Annotated in this window: 20 protein-coding genes; 4 read left to right on the top strand and 16 right to left on the bottom strand. The window is 29.0% G+C overall.

Going from position 1 to position 18025, the window contains the following annotated elements:
• Positions 1–88: 88 nt before the first annotated feature.
• The 16 genes from AVBRAN_RS06480 to AVBRAN_RS06405 all read right to left on the bottom strand — a co-directional run bounded on the left by AVBRAN_RS06480 (position 89) and on the right by AVBRAN_RS06405 (position 11592).
• The gene (locus AVBRAN_RS06480) at positions 89–1195 is read right to left on the bottom strand and encodes a hypothetical protein (protein ID WP_239802798.1); all 1107 of its coding nucleotides are present in this window, start codon (positions 1193–1195) and stop codon (positions 89–91) included.
• A gap of 159 nt (positions 1196–1354) precedes the next feature.
• Positions 1355–1801 (bottom strand): hypothetical protein, encoded by a 447-nt coding sequence (locus tag AVBRAN_RS06475; protein ID WP_239802797.1) that lies wholly within the window; start codon positions 1799–1801, stop codon positions 1355–1357.
• Positions 1802–1895: 94 nt separating this feature from the next.
• Complete coding sequence (locus AVBRAN_RS06470; RefSeq protein WP_239802796.1) at positions 1896–3023, bottom strand: toprim domain-containing protein; 1128 nt, start codon at positions 3021–3023, stop codon at positions 1896–1898.
• A 116-nt stretch (positions 3024–3139) separates the two neighbouring features.
• Positions 3140–3463, bottom strand: a complete 324-nt coding sequence (locus AVBRAN_RS06465) for a hypothetical protein (RefSeq protein ID WP_239802795.1) — start codon at positions 3461–3463, stop codon at positions 3140–3142.
• Between the two features lie 254 nt (positions 3464–3717).
• A complete protein-coding gene (locus tag AVBRAN_RS06460) occupies positions 3718–4143 on the bottom strand; it encodes a hypothetical protein (RefSeq protein WP_239802794.1) in 426 nt (141 codons plus the stop codon).
• Entirely contained in the window at positions 4144–4650 is a 507-nt protein-coding gene (locus AVBRAN_RS06455; protein WP_239802793.1) for a hypothetical protein, read from the bottom strand.
• Positions 4651–4868: 218 nt separating this feature from the next.
• Entirely contained in the window at positions 4869–5060 is a 192-nt protein-coding gene (locus AVBRAN_RS06450; RefSeq protein ID WP_239802792.1) for a DUF6722 family protein, read from the bottom strand.
• Between the two features lie 103 nt (positions 5061–5163).
• Positions 5164–6105, bottom strand: a complete 942-nt coding sequence (locus tag AVBRAN_RS06445; RefSeq protein WP_239802791.1) for a PD-(D/E)XK nuclease family protein — start codon at positions 6103–6105, stop codon at positions 5164–5166.
• A gap of 329 nt (positions 6106–6434) precedes the next feature.
• On the bottom strand, positions 6435–6749 hold the full coding sequence (locus tag AVBRAN_RS06440) for a hypothetical protein (protein WP_239802790.1): 315 nt from the start codon (positions 6747–6749) through the stop codon (positions 6435–6437).
• A gap of 85 nt (positions 6750–6834) precedes the next feature.
• Positions 6835–7086 (bottom strand): hypothetical protein, encoded by a 252-nt coding sequence (locus AVBRAN_RS06435; RefSeq protein ID WP_239802789.1) that lies wholly within the window; start codon positions 7084–7086, stop codon positions 6835–6837.
• The gene (locus AVBRAN_RS06430) at positions 7073–7498 is read right to left on the bottom strand and encodes a hypothetical protein (RefSeq protein ID WP_239802788.1); all 426 of its coding nucleotides are present in this window, start codon (positions 7496–7498) and stop codon (positions 7073–7075) included. The genes AVBRAN_RS06435 and AVBRAN_RS06430 overlap by 14 nt, the downstream gene beginning before the upstream one ends.
• A 91-nt stretch (positions 7499–7589) precedes the next feature.
• Positions 7590–8108, bottom strand: coding sequence for a hypothetical protein (locus AVBRAN_RS06425; protein ID WP_239802787.1), 519 nt, complete (start codon positions 8106–8108; stop codon positions 7590–7592).
• 157 nt (positions 8109–8265) lie between these two features.
• Complete coding sequence (gene ssb / locus AVBRAN_RS06420; protein WP_239802786.1) at positions 8266–8673, bottom strand: single-stranded DNA-binding protein; 408 nt, start codon at positions 8671–8673, stop codon at positions 8266–8268.
• Positions 8674–8831: 158 nt separating this feature from the next.
• Positions 8832–9686 (bottom strand): phage recombination protein Bet, encoded by an 855-nt coding sequence (gene bet, locus AVBRAN_RS06415; protein WP_239802785.1) that lies wholly within the window; start codon positions 9684–9686, stop codon positions 8832–8834.
• Positions 9687–9877: 191 nt separating this feature from the next.
• Positions 9878–10234, bottom strand: a complete 357-nt coding sequence (locus AVBRAN_RS06410; RefSeq protein ID WP_239802784.1) for a hypothetical protein — start codon at positions 10232–10234, stop codon at positions 9878–9880.
• Positions 10235–10431: 197 nt separating this feature from the next.
• Complete coding sequence (locus tag AVBRAN_RS06405) at positions 10432–11592, bottom strand: site-specific integrase (protein WP_239802783.1); 1161 nt, start codon at positions 11590–11592, stop codon at positions 10432–10434.
• A 751-nt stretch (positions 11593–12343) separates the two neighbouring features.
• Here AVBRAN_RS06405 and AVBRAN_RS06400 point away from each other — a divergent pair.
• The 4 genes from AVBRAN_RS06400 to cas4 all read left to right on the top strand — a co-directional run bounded on the left by AVBRAN_RS06400 (position 12344) and on the right by cas4 (position 17979).
• A complete protein-coding gene (locus tag AVBRAN_RS06400) occupies positions 12344–16126 on the top strand; it encodes an HNH endonuclease domain-containing protein (protein ID WP_239802782.1) in 3783 nt (1260 codons plus the stop codon).
• Entirely contained in the window at positions 16120–17076 is a 957-nt protein-coding gene (gene cas1, locus AVBRAN_RS06395; RefSeq protein ID WP_239802781.1) for a CRISPR-associated endonuclease Cas1, read from the top strand. The genes AVBRAN_RS06400 and cas1 overlap by 7 nt, the downstream gene beginning before the upstream one ends.
• 2 nt (positions 17077–17078) lie before the next feature.
• Positions 17079–17345 carry a CRISPR-associated endonuclease Cas2 gene (gene cas2 / locus AVBRAN_RS06390; protein WP_239802780.1) on the top strand — a complete coding sequence of 89 codons (267 nt, stop codon included), beginning with the start codon at positions 17079–17081 and terminating at the stop codon, positions 17343–17345.
• 61 nt (positions 17346–17406) lie between these two features.
• Positions 17407–17979, top strand: a complete 573-nt coding sequence (cas4, locus tag AVBRAN_RS06385) for a CRISPR-associated protein Cas4 (RefSeq protein ID WP_239802779.1) — start codon at positions 17407–17409, stop codon at positions 17977–17979.
• Positions 17980–18025 lie beyond the last annotated feature (46 nt).

Genomic DNA, 18025 nt, shown 5'->3' with positions numbered 1-18025 from the left:
TAATTCCTTTATTTTTTTACTTATTAAAAACACTTTAAAAGTATCTTAAATAAATAAAAAGATAGGGGCTAAAAGCACCCTAGATTTTTTACATAGACCTTATCTGGTCTTTTTCCTTTTCACTTAGACAATCGCTAAGTAAAAAGAAATCTTTTGTTTCTCCACACCCATACCATTCAAGACTATTCCTTACATATTTTTCGTAAAGAATAATCTCTTTGGCATCATGCAAAGAAATGTTTTTATGAATGGTAGAATCAAAGCAATAATCCTTATACAATTCTTCAAATTCAAACTCTCCCAAGCCTAAGCCGTATTCAGCTAAGAGTTTCATTTGCTCCACAAAACGCTCAGGTTTTGTTTTGCTAACAATCAATCTTAGTAGTTCAAGGTCTAACTCGGAAGAGCAATAATCATTTTTTAAAAACTCGGCATTCTCTTTATTAGGAATGCCTGTAAATATATCTTCATAGTTGAGATTTTGATAAGACAACACCTCTGCTACTTGATATTTTTGAATACCTATATGCTCAGCATTTTCAAGAACATATTCTTCTATAAATTCTATGTCTTCTTCGCTTAGCTCGTAGGTTTTTTGTAGTTTTTCAACTACTTCTTTTTTTAAGTTATCTATGTCAAACTCAATGTTTGCATAGTTACTTTCATCTAGCCTTTCGGCAACTTTGTCTAAGAAGTTATCATAGCTATCACTACGATTAGCAATAGCTATTGTTTCTTCTAAATCCATTACCAAACCATAAGTATTTGGTTCAGCTAAGAGCTTAGTTTTGGCTAAAATATCTTCTAACTCTGAGTAAAAAATAGAGTTATATTTAAAGCCATCTTTAAATAATTCAAAAATGGTTTTTATTTTTCTATTTAAACCCAAACCTTCGCAGAAAGCAAATTTATATTTATTTCCACTACCAAAAGGCATTACAACAATATTATTAAATAATTCATTGTTATTATCCTTTATTTTATATAAATCTACCTCAGGCTTAAAAAAGTCTTCGGTTGTATTTATAAATCGTTCATCTGTCAAACTATTACTCTTAGTATTTTTGTTGAAATATTTTTCAATATTTTCAATACCGCCATCAATATTGCCAAATGGTATTAATTCTACACCATTTGTTAATTTAATGATTTTTGCAACTTTTGCTGCTTTTTTATTTATTTTAACTTGTGCCATTTTGTATCCTTTCTACCCTTATATGCTTGAACTTAGGCTTGTTCTTGCAAAAGCTTTTTGATTTATTTAGCTAATTGCTAAATCAAACCCACTAGAAAGGAGTAATACAATACCCACAAAGGGGTAAAGTTTTACCCCAAAATAGGCTTTGTTTAACAATCAATCTACAGGACCATGAAATAAATAAAATATTATTTCTTTTTTTATTCCATATTCTTCTCTAATTGTATATCCTACATATTTAGTAGGATATTCTTTCCGAAAATCATTGAGTATTTTTTTTAGATATGTGATTGATTTTTTTTGATTTTCTAATACGCCTGTATAATGTTGCAATAGCTTATAGTCATATTTTGCTTCTTCTTGTCTATATTCTTCTAAAAAATTTCTAAATTTTTTATGCCCATTGAAAGTAATAAAGTCGTTAAATTCGATACATTGAATAAATTCTAATGGGTTAAATTTTTTATCTTTTTGCAACTTGCTAATCAATGTTGTAAAGAAGTGCTTTAGCACTTCATTTTCAGGAATATATGCGTTATGTTGCTTATATTCTCTTATTGCTAATTCTACATATTCTTCTATTGTAAAAGTTATTTTTTTCATAATTTATCCTTTGTAATTTTTTTAAACTCCAAAGGGTAGTTCTCCAAACGGAGATTAAACTACTCCGTTTGGAGAACAATTTGTTTTTTTAAAGCTATAAAGCTCCTAAAACTTCATCAAGCTTACCATTAAGCATAATATCATTTATATCCTTGCCATACTCAGCATTCCAACGAACGATTTTTACAAATACGCCGTGTTTTCTAAGCATGTCATAAAGATTATCACTAGCCTTGCGACCAGCATCATCTTCATCAAGACATAAATAAACCTTTTTGCCTTTTAAAAGCCCAATAAAACTTTCTTTAAAACCCCAACAACCGCTAAGACCGATTGCGTATTTATCTTTTAAACAAAGAGCGTCAATATGCCCCTCACAAATAAATACCTCTTTAGCCTTAGTAATAAGGTTTCTATTTAATCCAAAAGGCAAAGCTAACGCTAAGTCGCTATTACTAAGGTTCATTTCCTTAATCTTAGCTCCTTTATGCGTTGCTCTAAACATAAGCCCATCTATAATATTTGTATATAAACCAAAAAATGGCACTACACAAACATTGTGATAATGAACAAATTCGCCTTTTGAGTTTAAAATCTTAAACTCTATCAAATCATCTTTCGGAAAATACCTACTCAACAATTTGATTAGTTGAGGTTTATCTTTTTTACCTATAAAGCCAATTTGATTTATCATAGGGTTATCAATCCCACGACCTTTATAATAGTCATTTTTCATAGCTTGATTTGTAGTCAAACTAAACCTATAAATAAAGGTTAAAATAAATCTATACTTTTGGCTTTTTTCCATCTTGTCATATTGACTAATATAGTCTTTTAACAATATGTTTATAAATGACTTTTTATAGTTAAAAGTCATTAGCTTTACAGCTTTTTTAACTCTTTGCGGCTTTATAAATGCCACTGAGCAACTTTTTTCTAAAATACCAAAGGTAGAGCCTAGCCATTCCACAGCACCTTTAAAATCAGTGCCTAGAATTTCTTTAGCTAGGTCTATGCTATCTCCACCTAAACCACAAGCAAAACACTTACAAGTGTTAGTATTTTGCTTAATTCCCATACTAGCGTTGTTATCGCTATTATTGTGGAATTTATGATTAGGGCAGTGAAACATACGACCACCTTTAGCGTTTATACCACCTAACGCTTCAATAACCTCAGCGATAGGTATATTTTTTATTGACCTAAGGTCATATTTACCCATTTTCGCCTCCTTAAAGCATTAGGTAATAAAAATGGCACTAGAGAACCCATAAACAAAACAATATACGCCACTACACTGTTTTATTTATATAACACTAGACAATAAAGTAAAGTGGTTTATAAGTTCTCATTTATTGTAATTATCGTAAGTTCATCTTCTTGGATTTGAGAATCCATGAAGTCAGTGAATTTATAGTATTCACTTTTTATATAGTCATTACGACTAATTAAAAACTTAGTGCAATGACTTGGGAAAAACGATACAAAGCTCCAAGTGTCGTTTTTCACGATATATGGAGCAGCTATTAAAAATACTAGCTTTTGAAGTTTAGTTGGAGTTTCAATTTCCCAACCTACTAGCCTACAAAGACTTTTAGCTAAATCAACTTTAGCTTGTTGCCTTTGCACTATATTTTTTGAAAATAAATTAAAAATTGCCATAATTTGTCCTTTCTCGCTTGGTCTTGCTTGGCAACTGCAAGTAAGCTTGTTTAATTTATTTAGCTAATTGCTAAATCAAACCCACTAGAAAGGAGTAATACAATACCCATAAGGGGTAGAGATTACCCCCAAATGGGTTTTGTTTAGAAATTAAATTAAAAGGGAATATTATTATTTATTTATATATTTTGAATAATGGAAGTTTATTAAATAATTTTCCATTATTTTTTTGCGTTTCTTTGAATAAATTATTTTCATTTTATTCTTTCTTCTAGGCATTTAATGTAATCCATATTCAAACTATCTAACTCGTTTAATACTGATATTAGTATTGAACGATATTCATTTAAATAGCAAGAATAATTAGTATTTTTTTGGTTATAAAATGCAATAGCTTGTAGATTTCCTAAAACACCATTAACTTTAAAAATAAAGCTATGTTCGTAGTTTTCTACTAACTCTTCATTTATATCCCTATCTTCAATCACACATAGGGTTAAAATAGCCATTTCACATAAACTATTTATTTGCTCATATTCGCCGTTATTCAAATAGTATTTATGTATCTTATCTAGCATATCGGTTAAATATGTTTGCCTTTGCCAAACTATATCTAATTTGTTTTTATTAGACCATTCATTTAGCCTTTTTTTGATTTCAATCATTTTTTCTAAGTTCATTTATAATTCCTTTTCAACACTAAAACACTTAAGACAAAGAACCTTATAGTTGTCGCCAACTATTGCTCCACCTAAGTGTTTATGAATTACGGCAGTTTTACCACAGCATTCACACATAGCATTTAATTTTGTTATACTATCTGCGAAAGGAATAAGCGTTGCTACACTATCCCATAATTTGTTTGATCCTGCCATACTAGAAAGCCCAGCACAAATTATTTCGTTATCAAGCGATAGCTCAATAACTCTTTGCACTAGGCTTTCATCTAAAAACTGAACCTCATCAATTAATAAAGTATAACCCTTATAATCTTTTAAAAGTTCAGATTCACTTACTATTTTATAACTATCAAGCTCTAATTTAAGCCCTCTAGCTATAAATTTTCTATTATCAATGCTATTTCTAACAAAAAGATAGTTAGAATTATTTTGGTGTAGTTGCACCATTCTTCTAACTAATTCTGTTGATTTACCGGAACGCATAGTTCCTAAAATTAAAGTAAGCATTAAAATCCTTTTTGATAAAAAATAAATAACAAAAGGAATAAATAAGTATCCTAAAGTTAGGAATATTATTTACTCCCAACTTAGGGGTGCGTAGTTTCATTTTTGTTTTTGGTCTTCTTTCATTTTGCTATATTTTGCAAATAATACAAAACCTACAGCACAACTTACTCCTATAATGTGTGGAGTAAATATTAATAAGTTTTCCATAATTTTCCCCTTTAATCGTATAGCTCATCAAGATAATAAGCTAAAGCAAAGAATATTATAGCAACTATTGTTGCACCTAATACTAAACCCCATTGAACCTCTTCTTTTTGAAAAAAAGTAGGTGCAATTATACCTCCTACAAAAGAAAGCTTTCCTATATCCCAAAAGGTTTTAGAGGCATTTTCTGCAGTTCTCTTCTTCATATTATATCCTTTTTAAAATTAATTAAAACATTAAAAACCAACCCCAAAAGGAAAAATAACACCCATAATGGGAATATTATTCCCATAGGGAGTAATTACTAATTTAGCTTATTTTCAAAGAACCTTTTACAACACTTTCTTTTTGATATTTTTCTAAAAGTTCTGGGTAATCATTGCCAAAACTCTTACTATCAAAAGATTTTCGTGTGCTTTCAGCCGTAACTAAAAGATTACCGCTCTCCACACTAAGTTTTTTAACACCTAGCGTTTCAAGAGCGTTCTTAAGCTCTTCTTTTTCGCCATCAAGAGCTTTTTCTTGCTCTTTTAGGCTCTTCACTTGAGCCACAAGTTTTTCAGCTCTGAGCATAAGCTCATTACCTACTAAACTTGTGTCCCCGCTATTTACAAGTGGGCAAGTGTTTTTATGAGGACACTTACCACAATACCCTTGTAGTGTAGGGTGTGGCTCAACTTTGTTTTCTAAAGCACCTTTCAACTCTTGCACTCTGTCAAGTGCCAATTTCAAGAGAGCTTTGTTTTCTTTTATTTCAAAGAAACGATACTCTCCATTATTGACATCAATGCAAAACACAAAAGCAGAAATTGGCTTATTTATTTTTTGAGCCAAAAGCCACATTTGTAGCTGAACTTGAAGTATCCAGCTTTCGTATGGGTTTTCAGGTAAGCCATTAACTGACTTACACTCAAAGATTATTGCCTCTTTTGGGCTCTCTAACACATAGTCAATATGTGCTTTCAAGCTTAATGGCTCATACTCCACTTCAACTTGTGGTTGAAGATTTAAACCACTGAAAGCTTTTTTTAAAATCCCCTCAGCCAAATGTCCCCTTAAGAACACTAAGTTTTGCTTAGTGTCTATTTCTTTGGGTTCTATCTTGTTGAGGTAACTAGCTCTCAGACACCCACCGATGTCTGAAGCACCTATATACTTACTTCTATCGCCTAAGCTTGAAGTGGTATCTTCTGCCATAACTTTTGCAAGGTTTTCTTCAAACCAAGCATTAATCTTTATAACTCTTTCCATGAGTTCTCCTTAAAATTTTATTTAGCTATTGCTAGAAAAAACCCACTTGTAAAAGTAAAAAGGAGATATAAAAAGAGTAGTATTAGCCCCATTAGGGAATATACTTGTTTCATATCCCCTAAGTGGGCTTTTTTTAACAATAGTAGAATGACTTGCTCCCATTCTTAAAAAATACTTACTTAATAAGTAATCATTTGTAAAAACATTACTCTTGTCATAAGTAAATTTAAGGGGAGAGGGCAAAGCCACTCTCTTTTTAGTTTAATCTGTAAGCATATAATTCGTGGCTATCGCCATAAATTATGTAACCAAAAAATTTAAAGTGAGCATTATGCCACTTCCTTATTTTTTTCAAACATGTTTTGAAGATATATTTCGGCATCTTCAAGATTGGCAAATACAGCTACATAGTAGCTTTTACCCATACACTCAAAAGTATAATTTTTGAGTGTATTTTTTTTATTTATTAATAAATTGTTTTGTAATTTTGCATCTTTAACGAAGATTGCAAAAAATTCATTTTCAAAACAATTCAAAACAATTTTTATATTATTTTTTTTATAATATAAAAAATTATTTTTTTCTTCTAAACAATAAAAAAAATTATTGCTTAAAAAATTTTGAAATTTATTTGTTGTTTTCATTTTTTTCCTTTGTAAATTTTAATAATAAAACTCCAAAGGACAATATACCCCATAGGAGTATTTGCTCCTATGGAGAACATTTATTTTAATAAAGAAAATCGTGTCTTACTTTTTGTATGGCATATAATTTTCCACTCAATTGATACAACCTATGGGTTACTGACCCATTTGTTTTGTTATAGACAAAACAAATTTTTATTAAATTACTTGAGTGAAACCCGTTTTCATCTAGTATTCCAATTTGTTTTATTTCATCAAAACTTAATTCGGTTATATTGATGATTTGTTTCTCATACATTTTATAAAAATTACAAAATTCTTTTTTAGTTACTTGCATTAGAAACTCCTATATTTTTGATTTTTGTTTTTAAAAATACTTTACTATAAGCTCTTGCTAGTTCTAGCAAGTCTTTTTTCGCCTCGTTTAAATTTTTTCTAAATTTATAAAAACTCAGCTCTTTGTATTGTCTAAAATCTTTTAGCTCACTTCTTAAGCTTATAGATTGTTTTTTAATTTCTTTTTTGTTCTCACTTCCAAATACAGCCCTTGTTTGATAAATAACTCTTTCATATAAATAATTAGCATTAAAAAAAATCAATGCTTCACTTTTTTTAGTATCATTAGCCTTATTAAAAAAAATAATTTCTAATTCTTCATTTTCTAAATGAAAGTTACTTAATTCAAACCCTAGCTCTTTTAATTCTTTTTTACAATCATCATCTAAAATCATTGTCTTTATAATTTTCATTTTTTTCCTTTGTAAATTTTAATAATAAAACTCCAAAGGGTAGTATTCCCCACTAACGGAGAAACTACTCCGTTTGGAGAATAATTTGTTTTTAATAAGAAGTTCTAATTACGACAAAAACTTCTTCTTTTTTGTCTTTATCGTAATTAATAATTTCCACATGTTCAGTAGAAAACCCGTTGATATACTCAATGAAGTCTTCATCTAATGAAGCTCCTGCTTGAATATATTCCTCTATGGTTTTTTCTATGTTTTCTTCTGTTATTGAAATACCTTTATTCTCTAGCTCATCTAAAGCTATATCTTCAAGATACTTCCATAATTCTGAGTGAAAATAATTACTCATAATTTCTTTGGCTTTTTCAAAGCCTAAAGCAAAGTCAAAACCATACTCCATATCATCAAGAATACTCATAGGAATATTCTCTTCGTATGGTTCTTTTTTACAATACCTTTCAGTATAATACATTGTTAAATATTTAACAATGTTCTCTTTACTTTCTTTAGTATAGCCCCTATTAATACCACTTTGGGTATCTTTTAATGTATTGAAATTTTTTTCAACAATATTCTCTAAATTATCCTCAATGATAAATTTAACTTGTGCCATTTTAAATCCTTTCTTGCTCTATATTTACACAAACTTAGGCTTGTCTATGTAAAGAGCTTGTTTAATTTATTTAGCTAATTGCTAAATCAAACCCACAAAAGGATAGATTACACCCACAAAGGGTATAAGAGCTACCCTTGTGGGTTTTGTTTAGAAATTAAAAGGGAATATCACTATCCTCACAAGAATATTCTTGTGAATTATTTTTAGGTGCGTTATTGTTTTGCATTTCATCAGGTTTGTTGTCTAACATTTCCATATTTTCAACTACAAGTTGAATTTTTGAACGATTTTGATTGGTTGCTGTATCTACCCAAGTTTGTTGTTGTAAATAACCCTCAGCCATCAATTTTGAACCTTTTCTTAAATATTGCCCTACAACTTCTGCTAATCTATTGTAAAAAACTACATCTAAAAATAAAGTTTCTTCTATTCTTTCGCCAGTGTTTGAAGTTTTATATCTACTAACAGCTATTGCATTATTTACTACTGCATTTCCGGTATTGCTAATGGTTTTTATCTCAACATCTCTTACTAAACGACCAATTAAAATAACTTTATTCATATCTTATCCTTTTTTTAATTTTTAATTACCCCAAAAAAGGGGTTAAAATACTCTTGCGAGTTCTTTAGCCCCTAGAGGCAACTAGAACAAAAATACAAAACACAATGTAGGATTGCCGTTTCTTTTGGCAATTTTTTAATTTCCAACCTTTAGAGTGTTTAAAGTTGTATAAACCAAACTTGTGTATCTGGTTTATACTTAAAACCTAAAGCCTTGAGCGTGTCGGTTTTGTTGTAAGTATTACCCACAACTTTGCCAAATTCAACGCCTTGAGCATTAGGTTTAATCTCTAACCCTAAACCTAAATCATCAAGAGCATCTATTAAGTCTTCACGACTTATTGGCTCTTCAATAATCTGAGCTTCTTCTATTGCTTCAACTTCACTTAAAGCTACGCCACCTGTATGGCTAACTTCAGCGAAGTTGTTTACTTCATCAGCACCCAACTCTTCAAAAGTATAAAGTGCAAAATAACCAAAAGCTTTTCTTAAAGCTTGGCTTTCTGCCACCTTTTCTATCATCGTTATAGGCTTTTCAGCCCAAAACTTTGTTGGTGTGCCATCTTTTTTTAAGCCTACATATTCATTGTAAGCCACCTCTACTTCAATGGGATATCTATAGTCCTTGTGATAGACAGAACATTTTGCTACCACATCTTCTATTTTTTCCCACTTTCCATTCCTCCTAACAGGAACGGATTTAAACTCATAAGTGGTTTTAAATCCGTCTAGCTTCCCACTGGCTCTCGCCATTTTCAAAAAGGAATCTCTTCCCGCTAGTGGTTCAATTTTCTCAACCCATTGCCCATTTATCTGTGTGGCTCTTGGGATGAAAAAAATCTCCTTTTTTATGGGGTCAAGCCCCATTTTTCTTGCCACAGATAAGCAATAAGCCATATCTGTTTCATTTCCCCCTTGTGGGAAGAATTGCCTCTTAATGAGGTCTAAATCAGCCTCACTAAAAGTAATTAAATCCCCATTTTGGGGTTGTTGAGTAGTGATTAAATTACTCATATCTTTCTCCTTTTAATTTTTTATTTAAACTTTTTATAAGTTTAAATAAGACAAAACACAAGCAAAGTAGAGAATACGCCACATAGGGCAAAATATTACTACTAGCCCTTTGTTTGGCTTATTTAAACTTATATTGTGATTGTTTTTAGGAGGTATTAAATAAACAAAGCCATCTCGCAAAAATTATATTTTTATGCTTGTGTTTTGTTTTTTAATTTAGAAATATCTTGCCTTAGTAGGCGATAAGAAATATTTCTTGTCTTAATTTTTTTGGCAATTATTTCATTGCCTTTATTCTTTATTTTTGTTATATTTTCTTTTATTTTTTCTAGTTCTGATACCCAAATTTCAGCATCTTTAAACTCAACTTCAACACCGAGATGAGATTTAATTGTGCTATCTTGAGCATCAAGGTATCTTAAATCATCTAAGATACTAGAAATAGCATTAGAAGATAATGCTACTATTTGAGCGTTTGGATTACGCTCAATAAAATCTTTTTTGTTTGCTATCATATTTTCAAGATAACTAACTTTTTTTTCAGCCATTTGAAACTCCTTAAAAGTAATTGGAGATGGCTTTGTTTATTTAATTGTAGTGTTTTTTCTAACTAAATATCATTAAATAGTTAGCGAAAACTTTTTTGCAACTTTTAGTTGCAAGTAGGATTACACTATAACCTATAATGTTTTCTTTTATTTTAAAAAAATATAATTAGATAATATCATGTTTTTTTAAAAACCCTTCATTCATTATAAAAATTTTCAATTTTGTCTAAGTAATCAGCATACCACTGCGTTAAAAAACGCATATCTTCAAAATTATCAGCTCTATTATATACAGCTCTAATATCATGTTTATAATGTGCTAAGCATTTTTCTATTACATCATAAAATATTTTATGTTCTCTTCTATTTTCATTACATATAGTGCTAAATAATGTTCTAAACGAGTGTGGTCGCATAATATTTGTATATCCTAATCGTTGCAAAAATCTACTTACATCTTGTGTATATATAGGAGTTGTAGATTTAATTCTATAAAAAACAAATTTATCAGAATTATAATTTTTTAATTGCTTTATTTCTAATAAAATATTTTTTGCTTGTTTTGATAAAGGCAGTTTAAAATCTCTATTATTTTTCATTTTAAATGCTTTGATTTCAATAGTATTATCATCTAAATCAATTTCTCTCCATTCCAACTTACATACATTATTGCTGCGTAAAGCAGTAAGTAACATAAATTTTATAGCATAATGTAAAATTATATTATTTTCTTTTGCATTATTTATATCTTGAATTAATTTTGCAATATCACTATCTTTAGAGATTACCGGATGATGTTCTACTTTATATTTTTTAGCAATAAAACTAATTTTTATTGAAGAGCAAGGATTTATTTCACATTCCATATAACAAAAATTAAAAATTTGATTTAATATATTATATGCTTTTTTAACATATGTTTTAGTATTAAGAGATTCGATACTTTTTAAAAAATTTAATATATCTTGTCTATTAATTTCATGAATATATTTATTTTTAAAATATTGTAATATATACTTTTTGGTAAAATTTTCTTTTAAATGAAAAGTTAATGGTTTTAGAATTTTACTTTGATATTTTAAGTATTTATCTACTAAAAAATCAAAGCTATAATATTGTTTTTCGTTTTCTAAAATTGTTTTTTTAAAATTATTTGCAACTTCTCTTGCTTCTTTAACATTTAAATCAATTAAAAAATCACCTAAAGTTTTACGCTTGATTTTATTTTCATATTTATATTCATAAACAAAATATTTTCTTCCAGAAGGTTCTATAATAATATACAAACCATCGCCATCGCATTTGCGAATTCTCTTCGCACCAGGTTTTAGCAATTTGATTTTTTTATCATACAGCATTTTGTCCCTTTTTTTGTCCTTAAAATAATAAAAAAATACATTTTACTAAAAAAACTTCTAGCAATCAATAAATATTAAATTGCTAGAAAAAATAGGCATTTTAGCTCTAAACATGTAAAAAAACAGAGTTATAAATTCTAGTTGTGATAGAATTAGGTTTGCAATCAGCCACACATAAAAGCAATTTTTAACGAGTTTGGGTTTCAAACCGTGTTGTGATAGAATTAGGTTTGCAATTTTGCCTATTTTAGTTTGTTTTTCACTTTTTAATTCTAAGTTTCAAACCGTGTTGTGATAGAATTAGGTTTGCAATTGAGCAAGGAAAACTTGTTTGTATGTTAAGTATTTGAGAGTTTTTAAAAAGTAGTGATTTTTCCACTTTTAAAATTCTTTCAAATTTTAGCACTTTAGTGGAAAAATTAAACCTGTGTTTAGTTTGTATCACTAAAATTAAAAAGCAAATCTAATTCTATCACAATATATTAGAGTTTGAAATCATTTTAAAGTTAGTAAAATATCGGGCAACTGGCTTAGCCACCCCGATAACCCTTCAGTAAAATTAATTCAACTCATGATATTTTATGTATAGGTAAATGTTAGTTTTAAAACTTTTGATTTTAAAATCACTAATAAGAGTAGAAAAATATCGGATAATTATTTTATAACTCCGATATTTTATTATTTATTCCATAACATTTATAAATTATAATATTTTATATATACTCACACAAATGAATTTAAAGGAACACGAATGAAAACTTATATTGGCATAGATATGGGAGCAAAAAATAATGGAGTATTTATAACACATACAAAAGATGGAAAGATTGTATATAAAACGGCTATGAACTATATTTTTGACCCATCTTTTATAAATTTTTTGAAAAAAGATAGAACTTCCAAAAGACACCAAAAAAGGGGTATAAAAAGGTCAAAATTTGCTAGAAGGCTTTTAGATGAATTGTTAAATAAAATCAAAATCAAAGATTTAAGCCAAAGCGAACTTGAGCTAATATATGGACTACTTAAAAATCGTGGGTTTAATTATATAAATATAGAATTTGAAAATGACATTAGCGATGAGAGTTTAGAAATATTAAACGAAATTGATAGCTATGAGTTTAAAAACTGCATTAGTAAAAACGACTATGAATTAAGGCTTTCAAAATTTGCAAACGAGTATGATACTGATGAATTCTGCGAGTTTTTAGCTAAGCAAACTAGCCTAATAATGCAAAAATATGATAATGATAAATTTGTTTATAATATAAAAGCAAGTGATAGAAATGCTATTACAGATATGTTTGAAGCCCTTAGAAATGAAATGCTTAAAAATAACAAGCATAGAGAAAAATATATAAAAGATATAAAAGAACTTTGCAAAAGTGTGGAATTTGAAAGCGTAATTTCAAAATTAAATATAAATGCCGATGAGTTAGCCAACCTTATTGGTAATATTTCAAATTATCAAACAAGGGTTTTAAGAAGGTATTTTAATAACAAATTTGATGATGTTTTTGATGATGAAAAATTAAGAAAACAAAGCATAAGAAATATAAAATTTCTTACCTTTCAAGGCGAAAAAGAGTTAGAAAATAAACGCACAATGTTAGAAAACCTAGAAAATTCAAGCTATGAATATCTATGTAAAAATGACCCAATAATAAGCATTCCACCTTATGAGAGAATGAATAATAAAAACCCACAAACTTGCAATGTATTAGTCTTAAAAGACAAGCTTGGTAATAAGCTAAAAACTTGCCTAAAACATATTTTAGAAAATCCTAATTTTTCAAGCCTTACTATAGACGAGAACGGCGTTATAAAAGAATACGATGAATTAGATGAAAATGAGTTAAAAGTGGTTTTTCAAAGATTTTTAGATATATCTAATGGGTATTTAGAAGATACCAAGCTTTATCCTAGAAGTTTTGATAAATATGCAAAATATTTTAAAGATACGATATGTTTAAATGATAGTGATTTTGATGCCTTACAAGACTTTGCAAATAAATATTATGATGAATTGCTGCTGGCTAAAAAAGGTGTATTATCAAATAAACTTTTAAAGCCTTGTGGGTGTCATACTCCTTATAAAAATAACCTTAAACATACTCATCTTAGTATTTTATGGGCTAAGCCTGATGGATTTAGTGAAAATGATGTCAATATTTTTATGGAATTTATAAATAAAAAAGAAAATAAAGTTAAGGGTAATACTACCTTAAATGGTTTTTTAACTAATCTTAGCGAAATGGCTAAATCTTATCAAAACGCCTTTTACAAAGCTTTAGAAGACGAAAAGGCTTTATTAGATAACAAGGCTACAAATGATAAGGAATTAAAAAAGATTTTAGAGCAATATAAAAAAGCCTATGAGTTAATAACTAGCCAAGAAATATTTATAAATGTAGCTAAGAGCGACAAGCTAAAAACTATGATAAATCAGCTGCTTCAGAGTGCAAATATAATCTTAGATGATACTAAGGGTTTTAATAAACTTTGCAAGGAACACTCATTGCAAACTTTACTAAGAACAAGTGGTGAAAAAGCTATGTGTTCGGTATTTGGCTCTGATAGTGCAAGGCTTATAAATGGTAGGGTTGAAATGTATATTGATAGACTTGCTTATGAGATTATAAAAGATTTGGATTTAAGTAATACTAAAGAATTAAGTATAAATATAGAGCAAAATGCCTTTGCTTTTGAAACAGCAGCAAAAGAGCTTACAAAAACTAAAGTAAAAAGAAAGCCTAAAGAGCATTTTGTAATATGCCCTTATAGTGGGGAGTCTTTAAATCTCAAAAATGCTGAGTATGATCATATCTTGCCAAGAAGTAAATGTAAGTATAACTCAGAAGCGAATTTAATTCCCGTAAAATCATACGAAAATCTTAGAAAAAGTGATGGGTATATTTATTTTACTGATTTAAAAGAAGAATATAAAAATGATATATACAAAAAGTGTGGTGTAGCAAACGAAAATGAGTTAAAAATCTTTATAAATAATACTTTAAAAGGTATTGATACCGATAAATATACAAATTATAAAAATCTAAAATATCATGAGCAAATTGCCTTTAGACATGCACTTTTTATGCCTAAAGAAAACTTTTATGCTAAAGCATTGGAATTATTAGAACAAGATAAATTAAAAACCACAACAAACGGCACTCAAAAACGCCTTGCTAAACTAATAGTTCAAAAAGCTCTAACAAAGAATAAAGATTTAGATATTAATGTAAATTTTATTGATAGTAAGCTAACAAGTGCTATTAGGCGTGAGCTAAGTCTTGATTTACCAGAAATAGCAAAAGAAAAAATTCAATCAAGCCATAGCCATTGTATAGATGCTAGTGTTGTATTTTATATAGCTAGTGCTATTAATGATAAAAAGGTGGTATCTATAAATGAGAATGTGAAGTTTGAACCAAAGTTTAAATTCAGTAAGATTTATCTAAAAGAAAGTGAGATAAAAAATATACAAAGCCAAAAGTACTTAGAATTAAGTCAAGATAAAATTTCAAGAAAGCAATTATTTAAAGATACGATTTACTCACTTAGATATGAAAATGCTAAAAATTTAAGTGATAAGCATTTAAATATTTTAAAAGAATTTGATTTATTAATGGAAGTTAAAAAACTTAAATCGGTAAGATTTCATATAGATACCAAAAAAGTTTTTGATTTAATCTTTGCAAGTTTTGAGGCAAAAGATATAAAAACACTAGAAAAAATTAAATTTTTAGATAAGTTTTTGGTATCAAGTGTGAGAAAAGATGTTTTAGATATATTTTTTGATACTAAAAGTAACGAGTTAATCAAGCCTAAAGATAATGGTGCAAATATAGAAAAGTTCTATGCAATCCTAGTAAAAAATGAAGTAAAAACTAAAAACGAAGTAGAAAAAATCCATAAGCTTTATATAAATAATTTCTACACAGGTAATCAAAAAGATATAAAAAGAGCTAGAAATAAACGCCGTGTTACATACTCGCTAAGTGTTGTAAGTGCAGCTAGTTTTGTGGTGCGTAGAAATACTGGCTATGAAGGTTTAGCAAATGAAAACATAGCTACAAAAAATTATTTTGATAAAGATAGAATTGTAGGTATAAAATATCATAGCAAGAATGTTTTACCACTTAAAATAGCTGATATTTTAGATATTTTAAACCTTAGCGAAAATGCTAAAGAAATTTATAAAATAAGCATTAAAAACAACTTACCAGAAAAAATCTCAAAGCTTGATTTTATAGTTGGTGAAGCTGCTAGACATACGGTGCAAGTGCATTTTAACAAGGCAAAATTAGGATATGATTTAGGTATTTTTAAGGGTGCATTAAATGATAAAAATGATAAATGGGTGAAGTTTTGTGATGAGTGTTTAAATGTTGAATTAGTTGAGTTTTTAGGTAAGCCAAGGGATTATAAAGCTAGTATAATTTGTGATAATTTTGAAGTTTTAGGGCTAAAATACACAACAAATCAAACCTCAAAAGCAAATAGACAAATTATGAAAGATAATATATGCTAAAACATCTCGTAGTGAATTCTTACGGGGTGTATTTGGGGCTAAAATCGGCTAGATTAGTAGTTAAAAAAGATGGAGAGTTAATCAAAGAATATCCACTTAAAAACCTAAAAACCATAAGTATAAAATCTCGTGGTGTAGGACTAAGTAGTGACTTAGCCTATGCTTGTGGAGTGCGTGGGGTTAAGATATTTTTTAATGATTTTAAATCTCATTTAGCTTTACACACTTTACACGAGCATAAAAGCGTAAATGTGATAAAACATCAGATTTTAAGCGAACAAAACGGCAAAGACCTAGCCTTAGCAAAAGAGCTAATCATAGGTAAAATCAAAAACCAACGCTCCACGATTTTATACTTTTCAAGGTATTTGCAAGATGATTTGCTAAAACAAAAAACCACCGAGCAATTAAAAACATTTATTAACGAGCTAAAAACTTATAAAATGACAAAAGATAGCATTTTTGGCATTGAAGGAAGTGCGGCAAAAGTTTATTTTGATTATCTTAAACAAACAAGGCTTTTAGGGGATGAGTTTGTAAATCGCACGGGCAGATTTGCAGATGATAATGTAAATAAAGCCCTAAATTACGGCTACGCAATACTTTTAAACATAATTTATAAAAGCGTGATAAACGCAGGGTTAAACCCATATTTTGGAGTGCTTCATAGCTTAAGAAGTGCTAAGCCATCGTTAGTTTTGGACATTATGGAGGAGTATAGAAGTTTTTTAGTTGATAGAAATATTATCAAGCTAAGGCATCAGCTAAAGGGCGATTTTAATGAGTGTAAAAAGCTAATTTCAAATGAGATTTTTAGCTCACTTGCTAAAAAGTTGCCATATAATCACTCTAAACTAAGTCTTGAAAGCATCATACAAAGACAAGTTTATAAGCTTAGTGGGTTTTTGTGCGGTGCGAATAATTATCATTCTTATGTGTTTAGGTGGTGAGCGTGTATATTGTAAGCTACGATATAGAAGATAACAAATCACGAATAAAGCTTTTTGAAGAGCTAAAGGATTTAGGACTTTTAAATATCCAAAAATCAGTCTTTTATGGAGAGCTTAGCAAAAGCGAGATAAAGGTGGTAAAAGAGCTTTTTAAAAAGCTTTGTGGTGATGGGGATAAGGCGTTTTTGTGTAGGTGTGAGATAGATTTAGACTATACGCACGGCTATAAAAAGGCTGATTTAGAGCAACTTAGTTTTGATAGTATTTAGTAACTTGTGTATATTTTAACCAAAACAATGAGAATTTTAAATAATTTGAAATAGGAATTTCATGGAACTTTTGAAGGCGAGTTTGATTAGGCAGTTTGTGTTTTGTCCTAGGATATTTTATTTTTATAATTTTTGTGATATTACACCAAAGTATCCTAAGCATGTAGATTTTGGCAATGATTTTCATAAAAAGCAAGATGAGCTTTTCAAAAGTCGCACATTTGTTAAACTTGGGCTAAGCGAATATAAAGCCTATAAAAATCAATATTTAGAAGATGATGAGCTGTGTGGGGTTTGTGATATGCTATTTGTTGGGGTTGATGTGGTGGTGGTACTTGAGTTTAAACAAAGTAATAATCTAAATCTTAGTAACGGGGCGAAAATGCAACTAATAGCATACGCAAAAATGGCTAGTAAAATTTATGCTAAGCCTTGCAAAAGAGTGATTTTATGCTCATCAAATCATCTAAAACATAAGGTTTTTAATATTTTTCCGAATGATTTTGCTAGGCTAAAAAGAGTTGTAAAAGATATGAAAAATCTTTTAGATAATGGAGTTTTTCCAAATAGTAGCGCTAGTCTTAATGCTTGTAATCAATGTGAATTTTTTAACTATTGTGATGATAGGGAATAAATTTAGTATGTTTGTGTTAAAGTTTATCGGGGTGGCTAAGCCAGTT

The organism is Campylobacter sp. RM12651 (genome assembly GCF_022369475.1).
Taxonomy (GTDB): domain Bacteria; phylum Campylobacterota; class Campylobacteria; order Campylobacterales; family Campylobacteraceae; genus Campylobacter_E.
The sequence above is the reverse complement of the archived record's forward strand: the minus strand, read 5'-3'. Positions and strand labels throughout refer to the sequence as shown.